General features: G+C 73.6%; 20 protein-coding genes. 5 read left to right on the top strand and 15 right to left on the bottom strand.

The genetic code is table 11. From position 1 onward, the window contains the following. Nucleotides 1-7: 7 nt before the first annotated feature. From ACQ614_RS23865 to ACQ614_RS23840, 6 genes are all read right to left on the bottom strand, one after another. The gene (locus tag ACQ614_RS23865; protein WP_431680686.1) at nucleotides 8-1,141 is read right to left on the bottom strand and encodes an ATP synthase F0 subunit B; all 1,134 of its coding nucleotides are present in this window, start codon (nucleotides 1,139-1,141) and stop codon (nucleotides 8-10) included. 182 nt (nucleotides 1,142-1,323) lie between these two features. Then, nucleotides 1,324-1,809: a pantetheine-phosphate adenylyltransferase gene (gene coaD / locus ACQ614_RS23860; RefSeq protein WP_431680685.1), complete on the bottom strand. Its 486-nt coding sequence runs from the start codon at nucleotides 1,807-1,809 to the stop codon at nucleotides 1,324-1,326. Nucleotides 1,810-1,838: 29 nt separating this feature from the next. Beyond that, the gene (gene rsmD, locus ACQ614_RS23855; protein ID WP_363491550.1) at nucleotides 1,839-2,423 is read right to left on the bottom strand and encodes a 16S rRNA (guanine(966)-N(2))-methyltransferase RsmD; all 585 of its coding nucleotides are present in this window, start codon (nucleotides 2,421-2,423) and stop codon (nucleotides 1,839-1,841) included. A gap of 112 nt (nucleotides 2,424-2,535) precedes the next feature. Continuing rightward, the gene (locus tag ACQ614_RS23850; protein WP_363491551.1) at nucleotides 2,536-3,048 is read right to left on the bottom strand and encodes a hypothetical protein; all 513 of its coding nucleotides are present in this window, start codon (nucleotides 3,046-3,048) and stop codon (nucleotides 2,536-2,538) included. Between the two features lie 111 nt (nucleotides 3,049-3,159). Beyond that, nucleotides 3,160-5,361, bottom strand: coding sequence for an ATP-dependent DNA helicase RecG (gene recG, locus ACQ614_RS23845; protein WP_431680684.1), 2,202 nt, complete (start codon nucleotides 5,359-5,361; stop codon nucleotides 3,160-3,162). A 154-nt stretch (nucleotides 5,362-5,515) separates the two neighbouring features. Continuing rightward, a complete protein-coding gene (locus ACQ614_RS23840; protein ID WP_431680683.1) occupies nucleotides 5,516-7,183 on the bottom strand; it encodes a DAK2 domain-containing protein in 1,668 nt (555 codons plus the stop codon). A 325-nt stretch (nucleotides 7,184-7,508) separates the two neighbouring features. Here ACQ614_RS23840 and rpmB point away from each other — a divergent pair, with 325 nt between their 5' ends. Beyond that, a complete protein-coding gene (rpmB, locus tag ACQ614_RS23835) occupies nucleotides 7,509-7,694 on the top strand; it encodes a 50S ribosomal protein L28 (RefSeq protein ID WP_014138233.1) in 186 nt (61 codons plus the stop codon). Nucleotides 7,695-7,835: 141 nt separating this feature from the next. On the opposite strand, the gene thiD is transcribed toward rpmB, so the two are convergent. From thiD to ACQ614_RS23820, 3 genes are all read right to left on the bottom strand, one after another. Next, nucleotides 7,836-8,669 (bottom strand): bifunctional hydroxymethylpyrimidine kinase/phosphomethylpyrimidine kinase, encoded by an 834-nt coding sequence (gene thiD, locus ACQ614_RS23830; protein ID WP_431680682.1) that lies wholly within the window; start codon nucleotides 8,667-8,669, stop codon nucleotides 7,836-7,838. Between the two features lie 24 nt (nucleotides 8,670-8,693). After that, nucleotides 8,694-9,719 carry an ATP-dependent 6-phosphofructokinase gene (locus ACQ614_RS23825; RefSeq protein WP_431680680.1) on the bottom strand — a complete coding sequence of 342 codons (1,026 nt, stop codon included), beginning with the start codon at nucleotides 9,717-9,719 and terminating at the stop codon, nucleotides 8,694-8,696. A 172-nt stretch (nucleotides 9,720-9,891) separates the two neighbouring features. Then, the gene (locus ACQ614_RS23820) at nucleotides 9,892-10,860 is read right to left on the bottom strand and encodes a thiamine-phosphate kinase (protein WP_431680679.1); all 969 of its coding nucleotides are present in this window, start codon (nucleotides 10,858-10,860) and stop codon (nucleotides 9,892-9,894) included. A gap of 158 nt (nucleotides 10,861-11,018) precedes the next feature. Between ACQ614_RS23820 and ACQ614_RS23815 the strand changes: the two genes are divergently transcribed. Both ACQ614_RS23815 and ACQ614_RS23810 read left to right on the top strand, forming a co-directional pair. Continuing rightward, nucleotides 11,019-11,252, top strand: a complete 234-nt coding sequence (locus ACQ614_RS23815) for an Lrp/AsnC family transcriptional regulator (protein WP_363491557.1) — start codon at nucleotides 11,019-11,021, stop codon at nucleotides 11,250-11,252. Nucleotides 11,253-11,271: 19 nt separating this feature from the next. Continuing rightward, complete coding sequence (locus tag ACQ614_RS23810) at nucleotides 11,272-11,775, top strand: DUF3515 domain-containing protein (RefSeq protein WP_431680677.1); 504 nt, start codon at nucleotides 11,272-11,274, stop codon at nucleotides 11,773-11,775. 59 nt (nucleotides 11,776-11,834) lie between these two features. Here ACQ614_RS23810 and ACQ614_RS23805 read toward each other — a convergent pair whose 3' ends face one another. The 3 genes from ACQ614_RS23805 to ACQ614_RS23795 are packed head-to-tail and all read right to left on the bottom strand — an operon-like array spanning nucleotide 11,835 to nucleotide 14,848. Next, nucleotides 11,835-12,980, bottom strand: a complete 1,146-nt coding sequence (locus ACQ614_RS23805; protein ID WP_431680675.1) for a D-alanine--D-alanine ligase family protein — start codon at nucleotides 12,978-12,980, stop codon at nucleotides 11,835-11,837. A 39-nt stretch (nucleotides 12,981-13,019) separates the two neighbouring features. Further along, nucleotides 13,020-14,021: an NAD(P)H-dependent glycerol-3-phosphate dehydrogenase gene (locus ACQ614_RS23800; RefSeq protein WP_431680674.1), complete on the bottom strand. Its 1,002-nt coding sequence runs from the start codon at nucleotides 14,019-14,021 to the stop codon at nucleotides 13,020-13,022. Beyond that, nucleotides 14,018-14,848 (bottom strand): lysophospholipid acyltransferase family protein, encoded by an 831-nt coding sequence (locus ACQ614_RS23795; RefSeq protein WP_431680672.1) that lies wholly within the window; start codon nucleotides 14,846-14,848, stop codon nucleotides 14,018-14,020. Before ACQ614_RS23795 ends, ACQ614_RS23800 begins: the two co-directional genes overlap by 4 nt. Nucleotides 14,849-15,133: 285 nt before the next feature. Between ACQ614_RS23795 and cofC the strand changes: the two genes are divergently transcribed. Together cofC and ACQ614_RS23785 are read left to right on the top strand one after the other, a co-directional pair. Further along, on the top strand, nucleotides 15,134-15,811 hold the full coding sequence (gene cofC / locus ACQ614_RS23790; RefSeq protein ID WP_431680671.1) for a 2-phospho-L-lactate guanylyltransferase: 678 nt from the start codon (nucleotides 15,134-15,136) through the stop codon (nucleotides 15,809-15,811). Nucleotides 15,812-15,832: 21 nt separating this feature from the next. Beyond that, on the top strand, nucleotides 15,833-16,057 hold the full coding sequence (locus tag ACQ614_RS23785) for a hypothetical protein (protein ID WP_363491563.1): 225 nt from the start codon (nucleotides 15,833-15,835) through the stop codon (nucleotides 16,055-16,057). A 157-nt stretch (nucleotides 16,058-16,214) separates the two neighbouring features. Here ACQ614_RS23785 and ACQ614_RS23780 read toward each other — a convergent pair whose 3' ends face one another. The 3 genes from ACQ614_RS23780 to leuD all read right to left on the bottom strand — a co-directional run bounded on the left by ACQ614_RS23780 (nucleotide 16,215) and on the right by leuD (nucleotide 18,200). After that, nucleotides 16,215-16,910, bottom strand: a complete 696-nt coding sequence (locus ACQ614_RS23780; RefSeq protein WP_431680670.1) for an HU family DNA-binding protein — start codon at nucleotides 16,908-16,910, stop codon at nucleotides 16,215-16,217. A 132-nt stretch (nucleotides 16,911-17,042) separates the two neighbouring features. Further along, a complete protein-coding gene (locus ACQ614_RS23775) occupies nucleotides 17,043-17,231 on the bottom strand; it encodes a hypothetical protein (protein WP_078661527.1) in 189 nt (62 codons plus the stop codon). A gap of 372 nt (nucleotides 17,232-17,603) precedes the next feature. Next, entirely contained in the window at nucleotides 17,604-18,200 is a 597-nt protein-coding gene (leuD, locus tag ACQ614_RS23770; protein WP_363491565.1) for a 3-isopropylmalate dehydratase small subunit, read from the bottom strand. Nucleotides 18,201-18,202 lie beyond the last annotated feature (2 nt).

Below are 18,202 nucleotides of genomic sequence, written 5' to 3'. Positions count from 1 at the left end.
CCTCCGGTCAGCGGCCGCCGAGCTCCCGCAGCCTGCTCATGTCGATCATGCTGGTGTCGAAGAAGCTCGTCTCGTCCAGCCCGGCCTGCTGCTGCTGGTGCGGCATCGGGGCCTGCTGCTGTTGCTGGTAGCCGTACTGGCCGTACGGGTCCGCCTGGTAGGCCTGCTGCTGGTAGTAGCCGTCCGCCATGCCCTGCTGCTCCTGGTAGGCCGCGGCAGGCTGCTGGTAGCCGTACTGGCCGCCGTACGGGTCGGCCTGGCCGCCCGTCGCGGGGTCGTAGCCGCCGTACACGTCGGCGTACTGCGGGGCGCCCTGGCCGGCGTACGGGTCCTCGCCCGGGGCCTGCCAGCCGGCCGCGGCGGGGGTCTGGTCCGGCCAGGCCTGCTGCTGCGGCACCTCCTCGCGGTACCAGGGCTGCTCCTCGCCCTCGGCGGCGAAGCCGGCGGCGAACGCCTCGGCCCGGTCCTTCTGCTGCTGGGCCTCGTCGGCGGCGGCCAGGTAGGCGCCGAGCTCGTCGATCGGCTTCTTGCCGAGCAGCTTGTCGCGACCCTTGCCGACCGCCTCCAGGGTGGCGCCGAGCACCGCCTCCAGGGTGGCCAGCTTGGCGTCGACGTACTCGTCGGCCTCCGGGCTCGGGCTGACCCGCGGCTCGAACTCCTCGCCGTCCTCGCCCGCCTCGCCCTCCGGCTCGTAGACGCCCGCGCCGCGCAGCTTCTGCCGGCCGCGGCCGACCGCGCCGAGCGTCTTGGTCAGCACGACCTCGAAGTTGGCGAGCTTGGAGTCGACGTAGTCGTCGGCCTCCGCGCGCTTGGCCTCCACCTCGGCACGGGCCTCGGCCAGGATGCGGTCGGCCTCGGCCTGGGCGCGCATCACGACCTCGGTGTCGGAGATCAGCGAGCCGCGCTCGTCGTGCGCCCCGCGGATGATCTCCTCGGCCTGCGCCTGCGCGTCCGCCACCATCTGCTGGTGGTCGGCGACCACCGACTGGGCCTGGGCGAGCTCGGCGGGCAGCGCGGCCTTCAGGTCGCGGAGCATGCCGACCAGGTCGGCCCGGTTGACCACGCACGACGCCGACATCGGCATCGCGCGGGCGTTCTCCACCGACGCGACGATCTCGTCCAGTTGCTGCTGCACGTCCACGGGCGCTTCTGTCTTTCCGTGTGCCGCCAAGGGCTCTGGCGGAGGCAGGCCCCGTGGCACAACGACGCCGCGGGGCGGGAGTACAGACTGTACGGCCACAGGGGGCACCGCTCACAACATCCGGCGCAGCGGGCCGCGCGGGCGGGCCGCCGCGCCGTGACGCTGCGCCGGGAATGTCCGTTTCAGCCGCGGCGCTCGGCGATCCGCTCGACCAGCCGGCCGTGCACCACCGCCGGCAGCAGGTGCGAGACGTCCCCGCCGAGCGAGGCGACCTCCTTGACCAGGGTCGAGGAGAGGAAGCTGTACGTCGGCGAGGTCGGCACGAAGAGCGTCTCCACGCCGGTGAGCCCGTGGTTCATCTGGGCCATCTGCAGCTCGTAGTCGAAGTCGCTGACCGCGCGCAGGCCCTTGATGATGGCCGGGATGTCGCGGTCCCGGCAGAAGTCGACCAGCAGGCCGGTGTGCGACTCGACCTTCACGTTGCCCAGCTTGGCGGTGGTCTCCTCGATGAGCGCGATGCGCTCCTCGATGGTGAACATGCCCTGCTTGTTCTTGTTGATCAGAACGGCGACATACACCACGTCGTACAGCCTGGAAGCCCGCTCGATGATGTCGAGGTGTCCGTTGGTGATGGGGTCGAAGGACCCAGGACAGACGGCGCGGCGCATGTCGTGTGCTCCCTTGTGGGGTACCGGTGCTACGAGTGTCGATCGGCCTCGTCGGCGGCGCGACCGTACCAGAGGGTGCCCTCGCCGTACCTGCGCGAGCGCAGCGCTTCGAAGCCCTCCGGCCAGCCGAACTCTCCGCCGCGGGTGCTGCGTTCCACGGTGACGAGAACGTCCTCCGCGATCCAGCCCCCGGCACGGAGTGTGATCAGCATCTCCCGCAGCTCCTCGTCCGCCACGGCGTACGGCGGGTCCAGGAACACCAGGTCGTACGGGACCGCCGGGGCGGGCCCGGCGATCACCCGCTCGGCGCGGTCGGCGCGCACCTCGGCGCCCGGCAGGCCGAGGCTGCGCACGTTCTCCCGGATGGTGCGCGCCGCGCTCGCGTCCGACTCCACCAACAGGACGTGCTCCGCCCCGCGGGACAGCGCCTCCAGGCCGACCGCGCCCGAGCCGCCGAACAGGTCGAGCATCCGCGCTCCGTGCACGGTGCCGCGCAGCGCCTCCAGCGTGGAGAACATCGCCTCCCGCGCCTTGTCCGAGGTGGGGCGGGTGGTGCGGCCGGGCGGTACGGCCAGCCGGCGGCCGCCGGCGGCGCCGGCGATGACGCGGGTCATGGGGTGCGCGGTCCTCTCGTGCCTGGTGCTGCGGGAGCCCGCGCCGGCAGGGCGGCGGGGCTCCCCCATTCAAGCGCGCCGCACGGCCCGCCGCGTCATCCGGCCCTCTGCGTCACTCGGCCGGGGCGGCCGCCCCGAGCAGCGCCGGCGAGGCGAACCGGGACCAGGACAGGCAGCCGTCCGGCGGGCAGTACTCCGGGCGGCGCGGGTCGTGGCCGAGCTCGCGCAGCTTGGTGCGGACCGAGTCCGGGGTGCGGCCGTAGCGGGCGGCGATCCGGGCGATCGTCTCGCCGTCGTGGAAGCGGCGGACGAGCTCCTCCTCGTGCTGCGGGACCCAGGGGGCGCCGTGGCCGGGGTACAGCTCGCGCAGCACGTCGCGGTCGGGGATGGGCTCGGAGACGTCGGCGACGATCGCGAGCGCGCGCAGCGCCCGGTTGAGCGCGATCCGCAGGCTGGCGACGTCCTCCACCGGCAGCCGGAGCCGGCCGGAGGCGAGCGGGGAGGCGGCCGCCCCCTCGCGCCAGCCGTTCAGGGTGAGGGTGACCTCGCGGTCGTCCTCGCTCGCGAGCTCGATCCGGAAGACCTTGTCGCCGAGCGGAAGCTCGTTGAGATGACGGAATGCCATGGAGAACCCCCAAGTGTCGCGCCGGAAAGGCACGTTGGGAACGCGCCCGGACACCTCCATCCTCCCTCCGGGCACTGACAGTCCGGACGCCGTCCGAGCCGGGGCGCGCCCTCAGCCCTTTTCGAGGTACTCGGCGCGGTCCTCGTCGAGGAGGCTCTCCAGGGCGGTGCGGAGGTCGGGGTGGGCGGCCAGGTCGGGGTCGGCGGCGACCAGGCGGGCGGCCTCCTCGCGGGCGGTGGCGATGACCTCCTCGTCCTCCAGGACGCTGAGCACCTTGAGCGAGGACTTCACGCCGGACTGCGCCTGGCCGAGCACGTCGCCCTCGCGGCGCTGCTCCAGGTCGATCCGGGAGAGTTCGAAGCCGTCCAGGGTGCCGGCCACCGCGTCGAGCCGGGCGCGGGCGGCGCTGGCCGCCGGCATGTCGCTGACGAGCAGGCACAGTCCTGCGGCGCTGCCGCGGCCCACCCGGCCGCGCAGCTGGTGCAGCTGCGAGACGCCGAAGCGGTCGGCGTCCATGATGACCATCACGGTGGAGTTGGGGACGTTGACGCCGACCTCGATCACGGTGGTGGCGACCAGGACGTCCACCTGCCCGGCCGCGAACCGCTTCATCACGTCGTCCTTGGCCTCCGGCGCGAGCCGGCCGTGCAGGATCTCGATCCGCAGCCCGGCGAGCGGGCCCTTGGCGAGCATCTCGGCCGTCTCGACGACGGACAGCGGCGGCCGCCGGTCGTCGCTCTCGGCGCCGACGTCCTCCAGGTCCTCCTCGGCGGACTTCCGCTTCTTGCGGGGCTCCTCGGGCTCGTCGCCGATCCGCGGGCAGACCACGTACGCCTGGTGGCCCTTGCCGACCTCCTCGCGCAGCCGCTCCCAGGTGCGGGCCAGGAAGTTGGGCTTCTCCAGCGCGGGGACGACGTGCGTGGAGATCGGCGAGCGGCCGGCCGGGAGCTGGTCGAGGACGGAGGTCTCCAGGTCGCCGAAGACCGTCATCGCGACGGTGCGCGGGATCGGCGTCGCCGTCATCACCAGCAGGTGCGGCGGGCGTTCGCCCTTGGCCCGCAGCGCGTCGCGCTGTTCGACGCCGAAGCGGTGCTGCTCGTCGACGACGACCAGGCCGAGGTCCTGGAACTGCACCTTGTCCTCGATGAGGGCGTGCGTGCCGATGGTGATGCCGGCGTCGCCGCAGGCCATGTCGAGCATCACCTGGCGGCGGGCGGGTGCGCCCATCGAGCCGGTGAGCAGCACGACCTTGGTGCCGAGGTCGGAGCCGCCGAGCATGCCGCCCTCGGCGAGGTCGCCCATCATCTCGACGATCGAGCGGTGGTGCTGCTGGGCGAGCACCTCGGTGGGGGCGAGCAGCACGGCCTGGCCGCCGGCGTCGACCACGGCGAGCATGGCGCGCAGCGCGACGAGGGTCTTGCCGGAGCCGACCTCGCCCTGGAGCAGCCGGTGCATGGGGTGCTCGCTCGCGAGGTCGGTGAAGATCTCGGCGCAGACGGTGTGCTGGCCGTCGGTCAGTTCGAAGGGAAGCCGGGCGTCGAAGGCGTCCAGGGCGCCGCCGGGGCCGCGGTGCCGGGCGGTGGCGGGCAGCGCCGAGTCGGCGGCGCGGCGGCGGGCGAGGGCGACCTGGAGGACGAAGGCCTCGTCCCAGCGGAGGCGGTCCTGGGCGCGTTCGCGGTCGGCCTGGGTGCGCGGGCGGTGGATGAGTTCGAGCGCCTCGGGCAGCGGGATCAGCCCGTGCTTGGTGCGCAGTTCGGCGGGCAGCGGCTCGCCGACGTCGGCGAGGTGCTTGTCGAGGGCGACCTCGATGCACTTGACCAGCTTCCAGCTGGGCATCTGGGCGCTGGCCGGGTAGACCGGGATGAGCCGGCCGGCGAAGGCCCTGGCCGCGCCGGAGTCGGCGTCCTCGTCGAGCAGCTGGTAGTCGGGCGAGGCGAGCTGGCGGGTGCGGTTGAACAGCCCGACCTTGCCGGCGAACAGGCCCTGGGCGCCGGTGCGGAGCTCCTTCTGCCGCCAGCCCTGGTTGAAGAAGACCAGGGTGAGCCGGCTGCGCCCGTCGGTGACGATCACTTCCAGGCGGTCGCCCTTGCGGCCGCGGAAGGGGATCAGGGTGACCTTCTCGATCCGGGCGAGGACGGTGACGTGCTCGTCCACCTCGAGTTCGTCGAGGCTGGTGAGCTGGCCGCGCTCGACGTACCGGCGCGGGTAGTGGTGCAGCAGGTCGCCGACCGTGCGCAGCTTGAGGGAGTCGGCGAGGACCTTGGCGGTGCGGTCGCCGACCAGCTTGGTCAGTGGTTCATCGAGAGCGCCCATCACGCCCTATTGGACACCACGGGGGCGACAGAGCGGGCATAGACCGACCGGCAGCTGGGCCCGCGGCGTCACGTGCCGACAGCTCTCTCCCTCCTTGCCCGCCGTCGGGCAGGAGGGGCCCGTCTCGACCCGCGCTCCCTACTGCCGGTCGGTCTCACTCCACACCGATGAGCAGCAGGGCGGCCTCCTGGCCGCCGTGGTAGACGACGGTGTCGACCTCGGGCCGCTGCCGCCGGGCGTGGGCGACGAGGTCCTCGGCGAGGTGCGCGGGGGCGCCGGCGCCGAGGACGAGGGTGACGAGTTCGCCGCCGGCGGCGAGCATCCGGTCGAGCAGGACGGCGGCGGTCCCGGCGGTGTCGTGCCCGATGACGGCGACGTCGCCGTCGATCAGGCCGAGCACGTCGCCGGCCTGGCAGACACCCGCCATCGTCCAGGACTCCCCCTCGGCGACGGCGAGTTCGGCGTGCCGGGTGGCGCCGGCGGCGGAGGTCATGGCGACCACGTCCTCGTCGAAGCGGCGGCCGGCGTCGTGGACGGCGAGGGCGGCGAGCCCCTGGACGGGGGACCTGGTGGGCAGGACGGCGATCCGCACGCCCTCCTCGCGCAGCTGGTCGGCGGCGGCACCCGCGGCGGCGCGCAGCTCGGGGTCGTTGAGCAGGACGATCACCTCGCGGGCGGCGCAGCGGCGGACGGCGTCGGCGAGTTCGGCGCTGACCGGGGGCCGGTCCGGGTCGGCGTGCAGCACGGCGGAGCCGGCCTGCTCGCAGAGGTCGGCGAGGCCGTGGCCGCTGACGACGCTGAGCACGGCGCGGGTGGGTGCGGAGGCCTCGGAACCGCTGCCGGTCGAGCCGGCCCGGGCGGCGGCCTCGGCGAAGTGGGTGATCCGGATGCGGTACGGCCAGCCGGCCTCCACACCGGCCTCGACGGCCGCCCCGGCGTCGTCGACGTGCACGTGGACGTTCCACAGGCCGTCGCCGCCGCCGATCACCAGCGAGTCGCCGAGGGCGGCGAGCCGGGTGCGCAGGGCGGGCAGTGCCTCGTCGCCGGCCTCCAGCAGGTAGATCACCTCGAAGGCGGGGTGGCCGGGCAGCCGGGCGTGGCCCTCGCAGTTGTCGTGGTGGGCGGGGACGGGCAGGACGGTCTCGTGGCGCAGCGCCATCGGGCCCATCGGGGTGTGGCCGAGGACGGTGTCGGCGAGTGCGCCGAGGACGGCGACCAGGCCGCGGCCGCCGGCGTCGACCACGCCGGCCTCGGCGAGGACGTCGAGCTGCTCGGGGGTGTGCTGGAGGGCGGTGCGGGCGGCGGTGCAGGCGGTGCGGGCGGTGTCGGCGAGGGTGCCGTCCTGGGCGGCGGCGGCCCGGGCGGCCTCGGCGGCGACGGTCAGCAGGGTGCCCTCGACCGGGTCGGCGACGGCCTGGTAGGCGGCTTCGGCGGCGCGCGGCAGGGCGCGGCGCAGGGCGGCGGCGTCGCCGCCGTCGGCCAGGCCCTCGGCGAGGCCGCGCAGCCACTGGGCGAGGATCACGCCGGAGTTCCCGCGGGCGCCGATCAGGGCGCCGCGGGCCATGGCGGCGGTGACCGGGCCGAGGCCGTCGCCGGGCGCCTCCCCGCGGGCCGTGTCGCCGGCTGCGGGGCCGGCCGGGGTGCCGGCGGCCTCGGCGGCCTCGGTGGCGGCCTCGACGGTCAGGTAGAGGTTGGTTCCGGTGTCGCCGTCCGGGACGGGGTAGACGTTGAGCGCGTCGATCTCCTCCCGGGCCTGGCCGAGGGCGGTCAGCGCCAGACGGCACCAGGTGCGGACGGCCGTGGCGTCGAGCGTGTCCAGCACCAGGTCTCCTCCGGGTGAACGCCACGGGAACGCGCACCGGCGCGCGGGCGGCCGGACGCGGTGGCTGTGGGGCGATGCTCGCAGGTTATCGGGGCGGGCCGGAGCCGTCGCGGCCGGGAGCGTCCGGCGGGCCCCGTGGCCTCCGGCGCGATCACCGGCCCCGACATGGTAGTTTCGTAGCTCGGGAGCAGCCGTTGTATGCTCTCCCGGTTGCCTGGAACAACCCGGGCTCACCCCTTGATCCGATTCGCTCCACGTGCGTGGTGCCGGTCAGTTCAGCCGGGGTTTTCGAACGTACCTGATCTGAAGTCTTGGAGTGACTCCTGTGGCTGCCAACTGCGACGTCTGCGGCAAGGGGCCGGGCTTCGGCAACAGCATCTCCCACTCGCACCGCCGTACCCCCCGTCGTTGGAACCCCAACATCCAGACGGTGCGCGCTGTGATTGGGCGGACGCCGAAGCGGCTCAACGTCTGCACCTCGTGCATCAAGGCCGGTAAGGTCTCGCGCTGACGCGCAGACCGGTACGCCGGTCCTCCGGACAGCCGATCCACCCTCGGGTGGGTCGGCTTTCCTGCTTTTCCGCCGCGCGGCGGCACCGGTCCCCGGACACGGGGGGCCGTCGGCGGCGGCGCCCCGCGTCGTGGGGCGGGCTCAGCCGCGGATGCGCCAGGCGTGGTCGACCGGACCGATGCCGGCACCCAGGGCGAAGCCGGCCGCGATGGCGCCGGTGACGTACTCCTTGGCGGCGCCCACGGCCTCCTCCACGGTGCGGCCCTTGGCGAGCTCGGCGGCGACCGCGCTGGCCAGCGTGCAGCCGGTGCCGTGGGTGTGCCGGTTGTCGTGGCGCGGCGCCCGGTACCAGTGGCGCTCGCCGTCGGCGCCGGCCAGCAGGTCGACGGCCTCCCCGGCGAGGTGGCCGCCCTTGATCAGCGCCCAGCGCGGGCCGAGGGCCAGGACGGCCTCGGCGGCGGCGGGCATGTCCCTCTCCTCCTCGACGACCACGCCGGTGAGCTGCGCCACCTCGTGCAGGTTGGGCGTGGCGACGGTGGCGACCGGCAGCAGCAGCTCCCGGACGGTGGCGACCGCCTCGGCGGCGAGCAGCGCGTCGCCGTGCTTGGAGACGCCGACCGGGTCGACCACGACCGGGGCGTCGACGCCGGCCAGCAGCTCGGAGACGGTGGCGACGAGTTCGACCGAGGCGAGCATGCCGGTCTTCACGGCCTGTACGCCGATGTCGTCGACCACGCTGCGGAACTGGGCCCGGACGGCCTCCGCCGGCAGCTCCCAGTAGCCCTGCACGCCGAGCGAGTTCTGTGCCGTGACGGCGGTGATGACGCTCATGCCGTGCACGCCGAGGGCGAGCATCGCCTTGAGGTCGGCCTGGATGCCGGCGCCGCCGCCGCTGTCGGAGCCGGCGACCGTGAGGACGCGGGGCGGTGCGGCGGAGCCTGCGGCGGGCGTGTGGGACGGAGCAGTCGGAACCATGTCCGCCAACCTACCGGGGCCGGCTCAGAGCACGGCCTCCGACTCCAGCCAGCGGTCCTGCGGGACGGTCTTCAGTTCGCGCACGCCGTCGGCGATCGGCACCAGTTCGACGTCGGTGCCGCGCAGTGCGGTGAAGTGCCCGAAGGCGCCCTTGTGGACGGCCTCGACGGCGTGCCAGCCGAACCGGGTGGCCAGGGTGCGGTCCCGTGCGGTGGGGGTGCCGCCGCGCTGGGTGTGGCCGAGGATGACCGGCCGGGCCTCGGTGCCGAGGATGCCCTCCAGCTCCCGGGCGAGCCGGTTGCCGATGCCGCCGAAGGTCTGGTGGCCGTACTGGTCGAGGCCGCCGTGGTCGAAGCGGAGCGTGCCGGGCGCCGGCCTGGCGCCCTCGGCGACCGCGATGATGGCGAACTTCTTGCCGCGCCGGAACCGCTCCTCGACCATCCGGGCCACCGCCTCGATGTCGAAGGGCTTCTCCGGGATGAGGATGCCATGCGCGCCGCCGGCCATGCCCGCGGTGAGCGTGATCCAGCCGGTGTGCCGCCCCATCAGCTCGACCACCATCACCCGCTGGTGCGACTCGGCGGTGGTCTTCAGCCGGTCGATCGCCTCGGTGGCGACGTGCACCGCGGTGTCGAAGCCGAAGGTGACGTCGGTGGCGTCGATGTCGTTGTCGATGGTCTTGGGCACGCCGACGACCGGCAGCCCGGCGTCGCTGAACATCCGGGCGGCGGTGAGCGTGCCCTCCCCGCCGATCGTGACGAGGGCGTCCATGCCGAGCGCGTCGGCGAGGTCCCGGCACTCCTCCACGGCCCGGTCGATCCGCTCCCGGTGCACCCGCGCCGAGCCGAGGACGGTGCCGCCGAGGGTGAGCAGGCCGGTCACGTCGTCGTGCGAGACGATCCGCGCCCGCCCCTCGATCAGGCCCAGGAAGCCGTCCTCGATGCCGAGGATCTCGTCACCGTGCACATCGGTGCCGCGGTGGACGATCGAGCGGATGACCGCGTTGAGGCCGGGGCAGTCGCCGCCGCTGGTGAGGACGCCGATACGCATGGTGGCCTGGTCTCCCTGGGGCGGGCGGGCCCCGAGTCGGTACGGTCCGGGCCGGTCGGCACCGGGCGGCCGGGCCGGACGGACCACCGCCCCGGCACCACGGCAAGACTACGCGCTGCAACCGTCCCGAAGGCCCCACCGCGCCCGGCCCGACCGGGTCACCCGTACCGGGTCACTCCGCGGCGAAGTGGTCCCAGCCGCCGACCCGTTCCCAGGGCGCGCCGTCGACGGTGACCCGGCCGCCGCGGCCGGGGCGGGCGGTGCGCACCACCTCGCCGACCACCCGCCAGCGGGCGGGCAGCTGCACGCTCTTCGGGAAGGTCGCCACGATCGCGTGGTCCTCGCCGCCGGAGAGCACCCACAGCAGCGGGTCCACGCCGACCGCCTGCCCGATGTCGGCCATCTGCGCGGGGACGTCGAAGTCGGCGGCCCGCAGGTCGATGTCGACGCCGCTGGCGGCCGCCACGTGACCGAGGTCGGCGACCAGCCCGTCGCTGACGTCGACCATGGAGGTGGCGCCGAGGTCGGCGGCGGCCGGGCCGGCGTGGTACGGCGGCTCGGGGCGCCGGTGCGCCTCGACGAAGGCCCGCGGCGAACGGAAGCCGCGCTGCAGCACCGTCAGCCCGGCGGCGGACCAGCCCAGCCAGCCGGTGACCGCGACCACGTCGCCGACCTGGGCGCCGGAGCGCAGCACCGGCTTGCGGCCCTGCAGGTCGCCGAGGGCGGTGATGGCCAGGGTGACCGCGTCGCCGCGCACCACGTCGCCGCCGACCACGGCGGCGCCGGCGACCTGGCACTCGTCGCGCAGCCCGTCCATCAGCTCGGTCGCCCAGGTGGCGGGCAGGTCGGCCGGGGCGACGAAGCCCAGCAGGATGGCGGTCGGGACGGCCCCCATGGCGGCCACGTCGGCGAGGTTCTGCGCCGCGGACTTGCGGCCCACGTCGTAGGCGGTGGACCAGTCCCGGCGGAAGTGCCGGCCCTCGATCAGCACGTCGGTGGTGGCCACCACGCGTCCGTCGGGGGCCTTCACCACCGCGGCGTCGTCCCCCGGGCCGAGGTCGACGGCCGGTGTCGGCGCCAGCCGGGCGGTGAGCTCCCTGATGAGTCCGAACTCGCCGAGCTCGCCCACGGTCCCCTGCATCTGCCGTCCTCTCAAGTCATTCGAGCGATGGTCGCGCGCCCCCGCGCGCAGCGTACGCCCTCCGGCCGTGCAGAAGTCTCCCCTCCCCGGGGAGGGGCGCGGTAGCGTGGTGATCAGACTGCCGGCCAGCCCACCCCCCAGCCGCCTGGAGGTCTCCCGTGGTACAGGCGTACATCCTGATCCAGACCGAGGTGGGCAAGGCCACCGCGGTCGCCGAGTCCATTGCGAAGATCCAAGGCGTCGTCCAGGCCGAGGACGTCACCGGCCCCTACGACGTGATCGTGCGGGCCGAGGCCGACTCCATCGACGACCTGGGCCGGCTGGTGGTCGCCCAGGTGCAGCAGATCGAGGGGATCACGCGCACGCTGACCTGTCCGGTGGTCCGGCTGTAGGCACGGCTACGATCGGCGGGTGGCTTCCTCCCGTCGGCTCGCAATGACGCCCGCCCCCGTCCGCTGGCTCGCCCCGCCCGCGGCGCTGCTGGGGTGCGTCCTGCTGCTCGTCGGCAACGGCGGCGGTGACGAGATCGCGCCGCCGGTGCCGCAGGCCGCCGTGGCGCGGTACTGCGACGCCCTCGACCGGGCGCTCCCGGCGTCCGTCCAGGGCCACGACCGCCGGGACCCGTCGCCCGCCTCGCCGTACACCGCCGCCTGGGCGAGCTCGCCGCGGACGGTGCTGCGCTGCGGCATCGAGCGCCCCGCGTACCTCGACGACGACCCGCTGAAGAACTCCCCCGAGGTCAACGGGGTGCAGTGGGGCTTCTCCCAGGACGGCGAGGGCGGGTACCGCTTCGTGACCACGCTGCGCAAGGCGTACGTGGAGGTGCTGGTGCCCAAGGGCGCCTACCCGAACTACGCCGACCCGATCCCGGCGATCTCCGACGCGGTGAAGGCGGCCGTCCCCGAAGGCCTCTGAGGGAGACCGCAGGGGCGCGGGGAACACGTGGTTCTCCGCGCCCCTCGGCAATCCCCGGATTACCGCAGGCCGGTGGAGCGGCGCAGGGCCGCCTGCAGCAGACGGTCGATCAGCTCCGGGTAGGGCATCCCGGTGGCCTCCCACATCTTCGGGTAGGCGGAGATCGGGGTGAAGCCGGGCATGGTGTTGATCTCGTTGACCATCCACCGGCCGTCGTTCAGCAGGAAGAAGTCGACCCGGGCGAGGCCCTCGCAGCCGAGCGCCTCGAACGCGGCGACGGCCTGGCGGCGGATCTCGGCGGTCTCCTCGGTGGTGAGCTTCGCCGGGATCTCGACGTCCGAGGAGTCGATGTACTTGGCCTCGAAGTCGTAGAACTCGAAGTCGCCGCCGACCAGGACCTCGGCCGGCAGGCTGGCCCGCGGGCCGTCCTCGAACTCCAGGACGGCGCACTCGATCTCGCGGCCCTCGACGCCCTTCTCCACGATGACCTTGGGGTCGTGGCTGCGGGCCTCCTCGATCGCCGCGTCCAGGTCGGCGAGGTCCTTGACCTTGCTGATGCCCATGGACGAGCCGGCCCGGCAGGGCTTCACGAACAGCGGCAGGCCGAGTGCGGCGATCCGCTCGCGGGCGGCGGCGCGGCCCTCCTCGGTCTCCCACTCGCGCGGGCGGACGACCGTCCAGTCGCCGACGCCGATGCCGTGCGAGGCGAGGACGCGCTTGGTGAACTCCTTGTCCATGCCGACCGCGCTGGCCAGCACGCCGGAGCCGACGTAGGGCACCCCGGAGAGCTCCAGCATGCCCTGCAGCGTGCCGTCCTCGCCCCAGGGACCGTGCAGCAGCGGCAGGACGACGTCGACCTCGCCGAGCACCTTGGGGGTGCTGCCGGGCTCGCTCAGGACCACCTCGCGGTTGCCCGGGGCGAGCGGCAGCGCGACCTGGCCCTCGACGTGCTCGGCGACCTGGGCGACGTCGGGAAGCTTGCCGTCGGTGATGGCCATCCGGGACGGCTCGTCGCCGACCAGCGCCCAGCGGCCCTCGTGGGTGATGCCGATCGGCAGCACCTCGTACTTGCTCCGGTCGATCGCGCGCAGCACGCTCGCGGCCGTGACGACCGAGATGCCGTGCTCGGAACTGCGGCCACCGAAGACGATCGCGACCCGGGGCTTGCCGCCGGGCTGGTTCGGGGAGGTCTGTTCGATGCTCATATCGGACGTGAGACTACCGTGCGAGACCCGTGGTTCCGGTCACCGTCGCTCCGGCTTCGCGGAGCGCGCCATCAGACCGGCCAGGACCTCCTGGGTGGGGCGGCCGTTGTGCACCACGTCGACGACCGCCTGCACGATCGGCATGTCGACGCCGTTGCGGCGGGCCAGGTCGAGCACGGACTCGCAGGACTTCACGCCCTCCGCGGTCTGCCGGGTGGCGGCGACGGTCTCCTCCAGGGTCATGCCCTTGCCGAGGTTCATGCCGAAGGTGTTGTTGCGCGACAGCGGCGAGGAGCAGGTGGCGACCAGGTCGCCCATGCCCGCGAGGCCGGCGAAGGTGTGCGCGTCCGCGCCGAGAGCGAGGCCGAGCCTGGTCGTCTCGGCCAGGCCGCGGGTGATCAGCGTGGCCTTGGTGTTGTCGCCGAGGCCCATGCCGGCCGCCATGCCGACGGCCAGGCCGATGACGTTCTTCACCGCGCCGCCGAGCTCGCAGCCCACCACGTCGGTGTTGGTGTAGGGGCGGAAGTACGGGGTGTGGCAGGCCTTCTGGAAGCGCTGGGCGACCGCCTCGTCGGTGCAGGCGACCACGCTGGCGGCAGGCTGCCGACGGGCGATCTCCATGGCCAGGTTGGGGCCGGAGACGACCGCGACGCGCTCCGGGCCGACCCCGGCGACCTCCTGGATCACCTCGCTCATCCGCTCCGCGGTGCCGAGTTCGATGCCCTTCATCAGGCTGACCAGGACGGTCTGCGGCTCGATCAGCGGCGCCCACGCGGCCAGGTTGGCGCGCAGCGTCTGCGAGGGCACCGCGAGCACCGCGAAGTCGGCGCCGGCCAGCGCCTCGGCGGCGTCGGTGGTGGCGCGCACCGCCGCGGGCAGCGGGATGCCCGGGAGGTAGTCGGGGTTCTCGTGGGTGCGGTCGATCGCCTCGACGAGTTCCTTGCGGCGCCCCCAGAGCACGACCTCGCAGCCGGCGTCGGCCAGCACCATGGCGAAGGCGGTGCCCCAGGAGCCGGTGCCGAAAACGGCGCAGCGGGTCACCGGGCACCGTCCTCGGTGTCGTTCTTGCGGGCCCGGTCGCCCTTGGCGGCCGCGGCGGCGGCGCGCTCGCGGGCGGCCCTGCGCATGTCGTAGCGCTCGGCCGGGGCCTTCTCGCCGCGGACCTCCTCCAGGACGGCGGTGATGGCCGCCATGATGTCCTCGGTGGCGTCCCTGAGCACCTGTGCGGTGAGTTCCTGGCCCTGGTACTTGCTCAGGTCGACCGGCGGGCCGGCCGCCACCGTCACCTTGTGCCGGGGAAAGAAGTGGTACTTGCCCTTACCGCCGCGGCCGTACGGCGGGATGATCTCGTGCGCGCCCCAGTGGGCGACCGGGATCACCGGCGCGCCGGTCATCAGCGCGACGCGGGCGGCGCCGCTCTTGCCGGTCATCGGCCACAGGTCCGGGTCCCGGGTGAGCGTGCCCTCCGGGTAGAACTGCACGCACTGGCCGCCGTCGATGGCCTCGATCGCGGCGCGGAACGCCTCGGCGGCGTCGGTGGACTCGCGGAACACCGGGATCTGGCCGGTCTTGCGGAGCATGAAGCCGATGAACGGCACCGAGAACAGCTGGGACTTGCCGAGTATCCGCGGCGGGCGGCCGCTGTTGTACTGCCAGTGGGCGTAGAACACCGGGTCGATGACCGAGTTGTGGTTGACCGCGGCGATGAAGCCGCCCTCCTCGGGAAGGTGCTCCCAACCGCGCCAGTCGGTCCTGGCCAGCGCGTTGGTCACCGGCTTCACGAGGACGGCCGCGAAGCGGTACCAGATCCCGTAGTCGGCGTTGCCGAACCTGGCGTACGAGCGGCGGGCCACCCAGCTCCTCCTCATCCGGTGCGGCACGGGGGGTGCCGCGGTCTCGATCGCCTCCCGGTCTGTCCGGTCGGGGCCTCGGCGCGGACTCCCGTGCGCCGTTCGCTGCCGCGTTCGGACGGGGTGTGACCTGCTGCTCTCCACCGGCCGGACGGCCGGGAGGGCCCGGGGCGCCGACCAGTCTCACCCGCGGGCGGACCGCCTGTCGAGCAGCCGCCCTGGGTGGGCGCCGGGCGAGTGACCAAACGCACGCGGATCGCGGCGGCTGGCCGCTGCCCGGAAGCCGACGCCACAATGGCGCCGATGACCGAGGACACCGTACGCCCCGCCGGCCGTCCGGCGCTCCCACCGGCCCGCTCCGGCTGGTCGCTGGTGCTGCCGGTGAAGCCCCCGGCGGTGGCCAAGAGCCGGCTGGAGCCGTTCGCCGGGGTGCACCGGCCGCAGCTGGCGCTGGCCTTCGCACTGGACACCGCGGAGGCGGCGCTGGCGTGCCCGGCGGTGGCCCGGGTGCTGGCGGTGACCCGGGACGCCGCGGCCGGGGCGCAACTCGCTCGGCTCGGCGTCCTGGTGGTGCCGGACGAACCCAGGGGCGGCCTCAACGCCGCGCTGGTGCACGGCGCGGCACGCGCCGCCGCGATCGCCCCGCACGCCCCGGTGGCCGCGCTCTCCGCCGACCTTCCGGCCCTGCGCCCGGCCGAACTCGCCCGTGTGCTGGCGGCGGTGCCGCCGGACGGCCGGGCGTTCCTGGCGGACGCACCGGGGGTGGGCACCACGCTGCTGGCCGCTCCGGGCGGCGCTGCGCTGCGCCCGGCGTTCGGGGAGGGATCGCGTTCCCGGCACGCCCTCGGCGGGGCGCTGGAACTGGAGTTGGCGCACGTCGCCTCGGTGCGGCGGGACGTGGACACCGGGGACGACCTGCGCGAGGCGCTGGCCCTCGGGGTGGGCCCGCGGACGGCCGCCGCGGCGGCCGCCCTGGTGTGACCGCTCGCTATGCTTGCGGCCATGCAGGCCACCGCGTTCACCTTCGATCCCGCCACCCGGACGGGCTCCGTCCTGCTCGACGACGGCACGCCGGTGCCGTTCGACGCCGCGGCCTTCGACGCCGGGGGCCTGCGGCTGCTGCGGCCCGGCCAGCGGGTGCGCATCCGCACCGAGGGCGCGGGCGACGCGCGCCGGGTGGTCTTCGTGACGCTGCAGACCTTCCCCGACCCGGGCGCCGAGGGCTGAACCCCGCCGGGGCATGCGCCCCGGACGCGCGCTCCGCAACACGCACCCCGGACAACGCGAAAGAGCTGCGCCGACCCGCCTCCGGAATCCCGGATCTGCGGGCCGCCGCAGCTCTCGCCGTGGTCTGACCGGCCGTCGCCCGAAGGGCCGACAGAGCCTACTTGGCGGCGGTCTTGCGCGCGGTGGTCTTGCGCGTCGTGGTCTTCTTCGCCGGAGCGGTCTTGGCCGTCGTGGCGGTCTTCTTGGCCGCCGCGGTGGTCTTCTTGGCCGCTGCGGCAGTCTTGGCGGGAGCCGCCTTCTTGGCCGTCGTGGCGGTCTTCTTGGCCGCTGCGGCAGTCTTGGCGGGAGCCGCCTTCTTGGCCGCCGCGGTGGTCTTCTTGGCCGCCGCCGCGGTGGTGCGGGTGGTGACGGCCTTCTTCGCGGCCGTCTTCTTGGTGGCCGCGGCTGCGGTGCCGGCGGCGGCCGCGACGCGCTTGGTGGCAGCGCGCTTGGCGGCGGCCGTGGTGGCACCGCCCTTGCCCGGGGTGAGCGAGCCCTTGGGGGCCTTCTTGACCGAGGGGCCTTCCTTCGGCAGCTTCTTGGCGCCGCTGACGAGGTCCTTGAAGCCCTGGCCGGGGCGGAAGCGCGGGACCGAGGTCTTCTTGACCTTGACGCGCTCACCGGTCTGCGGGTTGCGGGCGAAGCGCGCGGAGCGCTCCACCTTCTCGAAGGTGCCGAAGCCGGTGACCGAGACGCGGTCACCGGCCACGACGGCACGCACCATGGTGTCGAGCACTGCGTCGACGGCCTCTGCGGCAGCCTTGCGACCGCCCAGCTGCTCGGCCACCGCTTCGACAAGCTGAGCCTTGTTCACGTCTTCCCCTTCGGAAACGGGCGCGGATGAATCCATCCGTTCATTTCGCACGTTAGGTATGTATCTGCGGACTTTCAATTACCAAACGCGTGAATCACCCTAGTGTCGCAATGGATTTGCGCGTTCGCGACCTCAGCCGAGCGGCGGGCGCCCCGCGTCGAGGTCCTGCACAAAGCGACTCAACCGCCGGGCCGCCCCCGGGAGATCACGCTTGGCGGTCTCGGTGACGATCAGCAGTTGACGGGTGAGAGCGGTCTTTGCTTCCGCGGACACGTTCAGCGCAGATACGCGAGCGTGGGCTTGCTTCAACCGCTCGGCCACAAGCGCGTAGAGCGCTGCGACTTCCGACTCGTCCGGTTCCTCAGCAGGTGAGGACCGGTCGTCCGTCCGGTCGTCAATTCGACCACCGGGTGCACCGCCGGCCGCCTCCGGGTGCGCGGGATCGCCACCCGCGTACGGAGGTTCGTCGTGCCGGTGCATGCAACGATTGTGCCATCTGTTGTGATGTGCCCTGCGCAAGGGGGCTCTTGGGCAAATGCCCGGACCCGTTCCGAGTCGGCGTCAGTCCCGAACTCCGACTCGAACTCCGGCCCGGGTGCGGGGCCCGGGCGGACGTTCCCGGGCCCGAACGGCGGATGGCCCGCCCCCCCGAAGGGAGGCGGGCCATCCGGCGTACGGAGGCTGTGCCGGGGCTCAGGCCACCGGCAGCGTGCGCGGCTTGAAGGACGGGCGGGTCGCCTCGAATGCGGCGATGTCGGCCTCGTTCTGCAGCGTGATGCTGATGTCGTCCAGGCCGTTCAGCAGGCGCCAGCGGACGTTGTCGTCGAGCTCGAACGACGCGGTGACGCCCTCGGCGCGAACCTCGCGGGCCTCCAGGTCGACGGTGATCTCGGCCGTCGGGTCGGCCTCGGTGAGCTCCCACAGCCGCTCGACGGTCTCCTGCGGCAGGACGACGGTCAGCAGGCCGTTCTTCAGCGAGTTGCCGCGGAAGATGTCGGCGAAGCGCGAGGAGATGACGGCCTGGAAACCGTAGTTCTGCAGCGCCCAGACGGCGTGCTCGCGGGAGGAGCCGGTGCCGAACTCGGGGCCGGCCACCAGGACGCTGGCGCCCTGCCGCTCGGGGCGGTTGAGGACGAACTCCTCGTCCTTGCGCCAGGCCTCGAACAGGCCGTCCTCGAAGCCCGAGCGGGTGACCTTCTTCAGCCAGTGCGCCGGGATGATCTGGTCGGTGTCCACGTTGGAGCGGCGCAGCGGGACGGCCCGGCCGGTGTGGGTGGTGAACTTCTCCATGG

The organism is Kitasatospora dryopteridis (assembly GCF_050749075.1).
Lineage (GTDB): Bacteria > Actinomycetota > Actinomycetes > Streptomycetales > Streptomycetaceae > Kitasatospora.
Note: the sequence above shows the minus strand (reverse complement) of the source record. Positions and strands in the feature narration are given on the sequence as shown.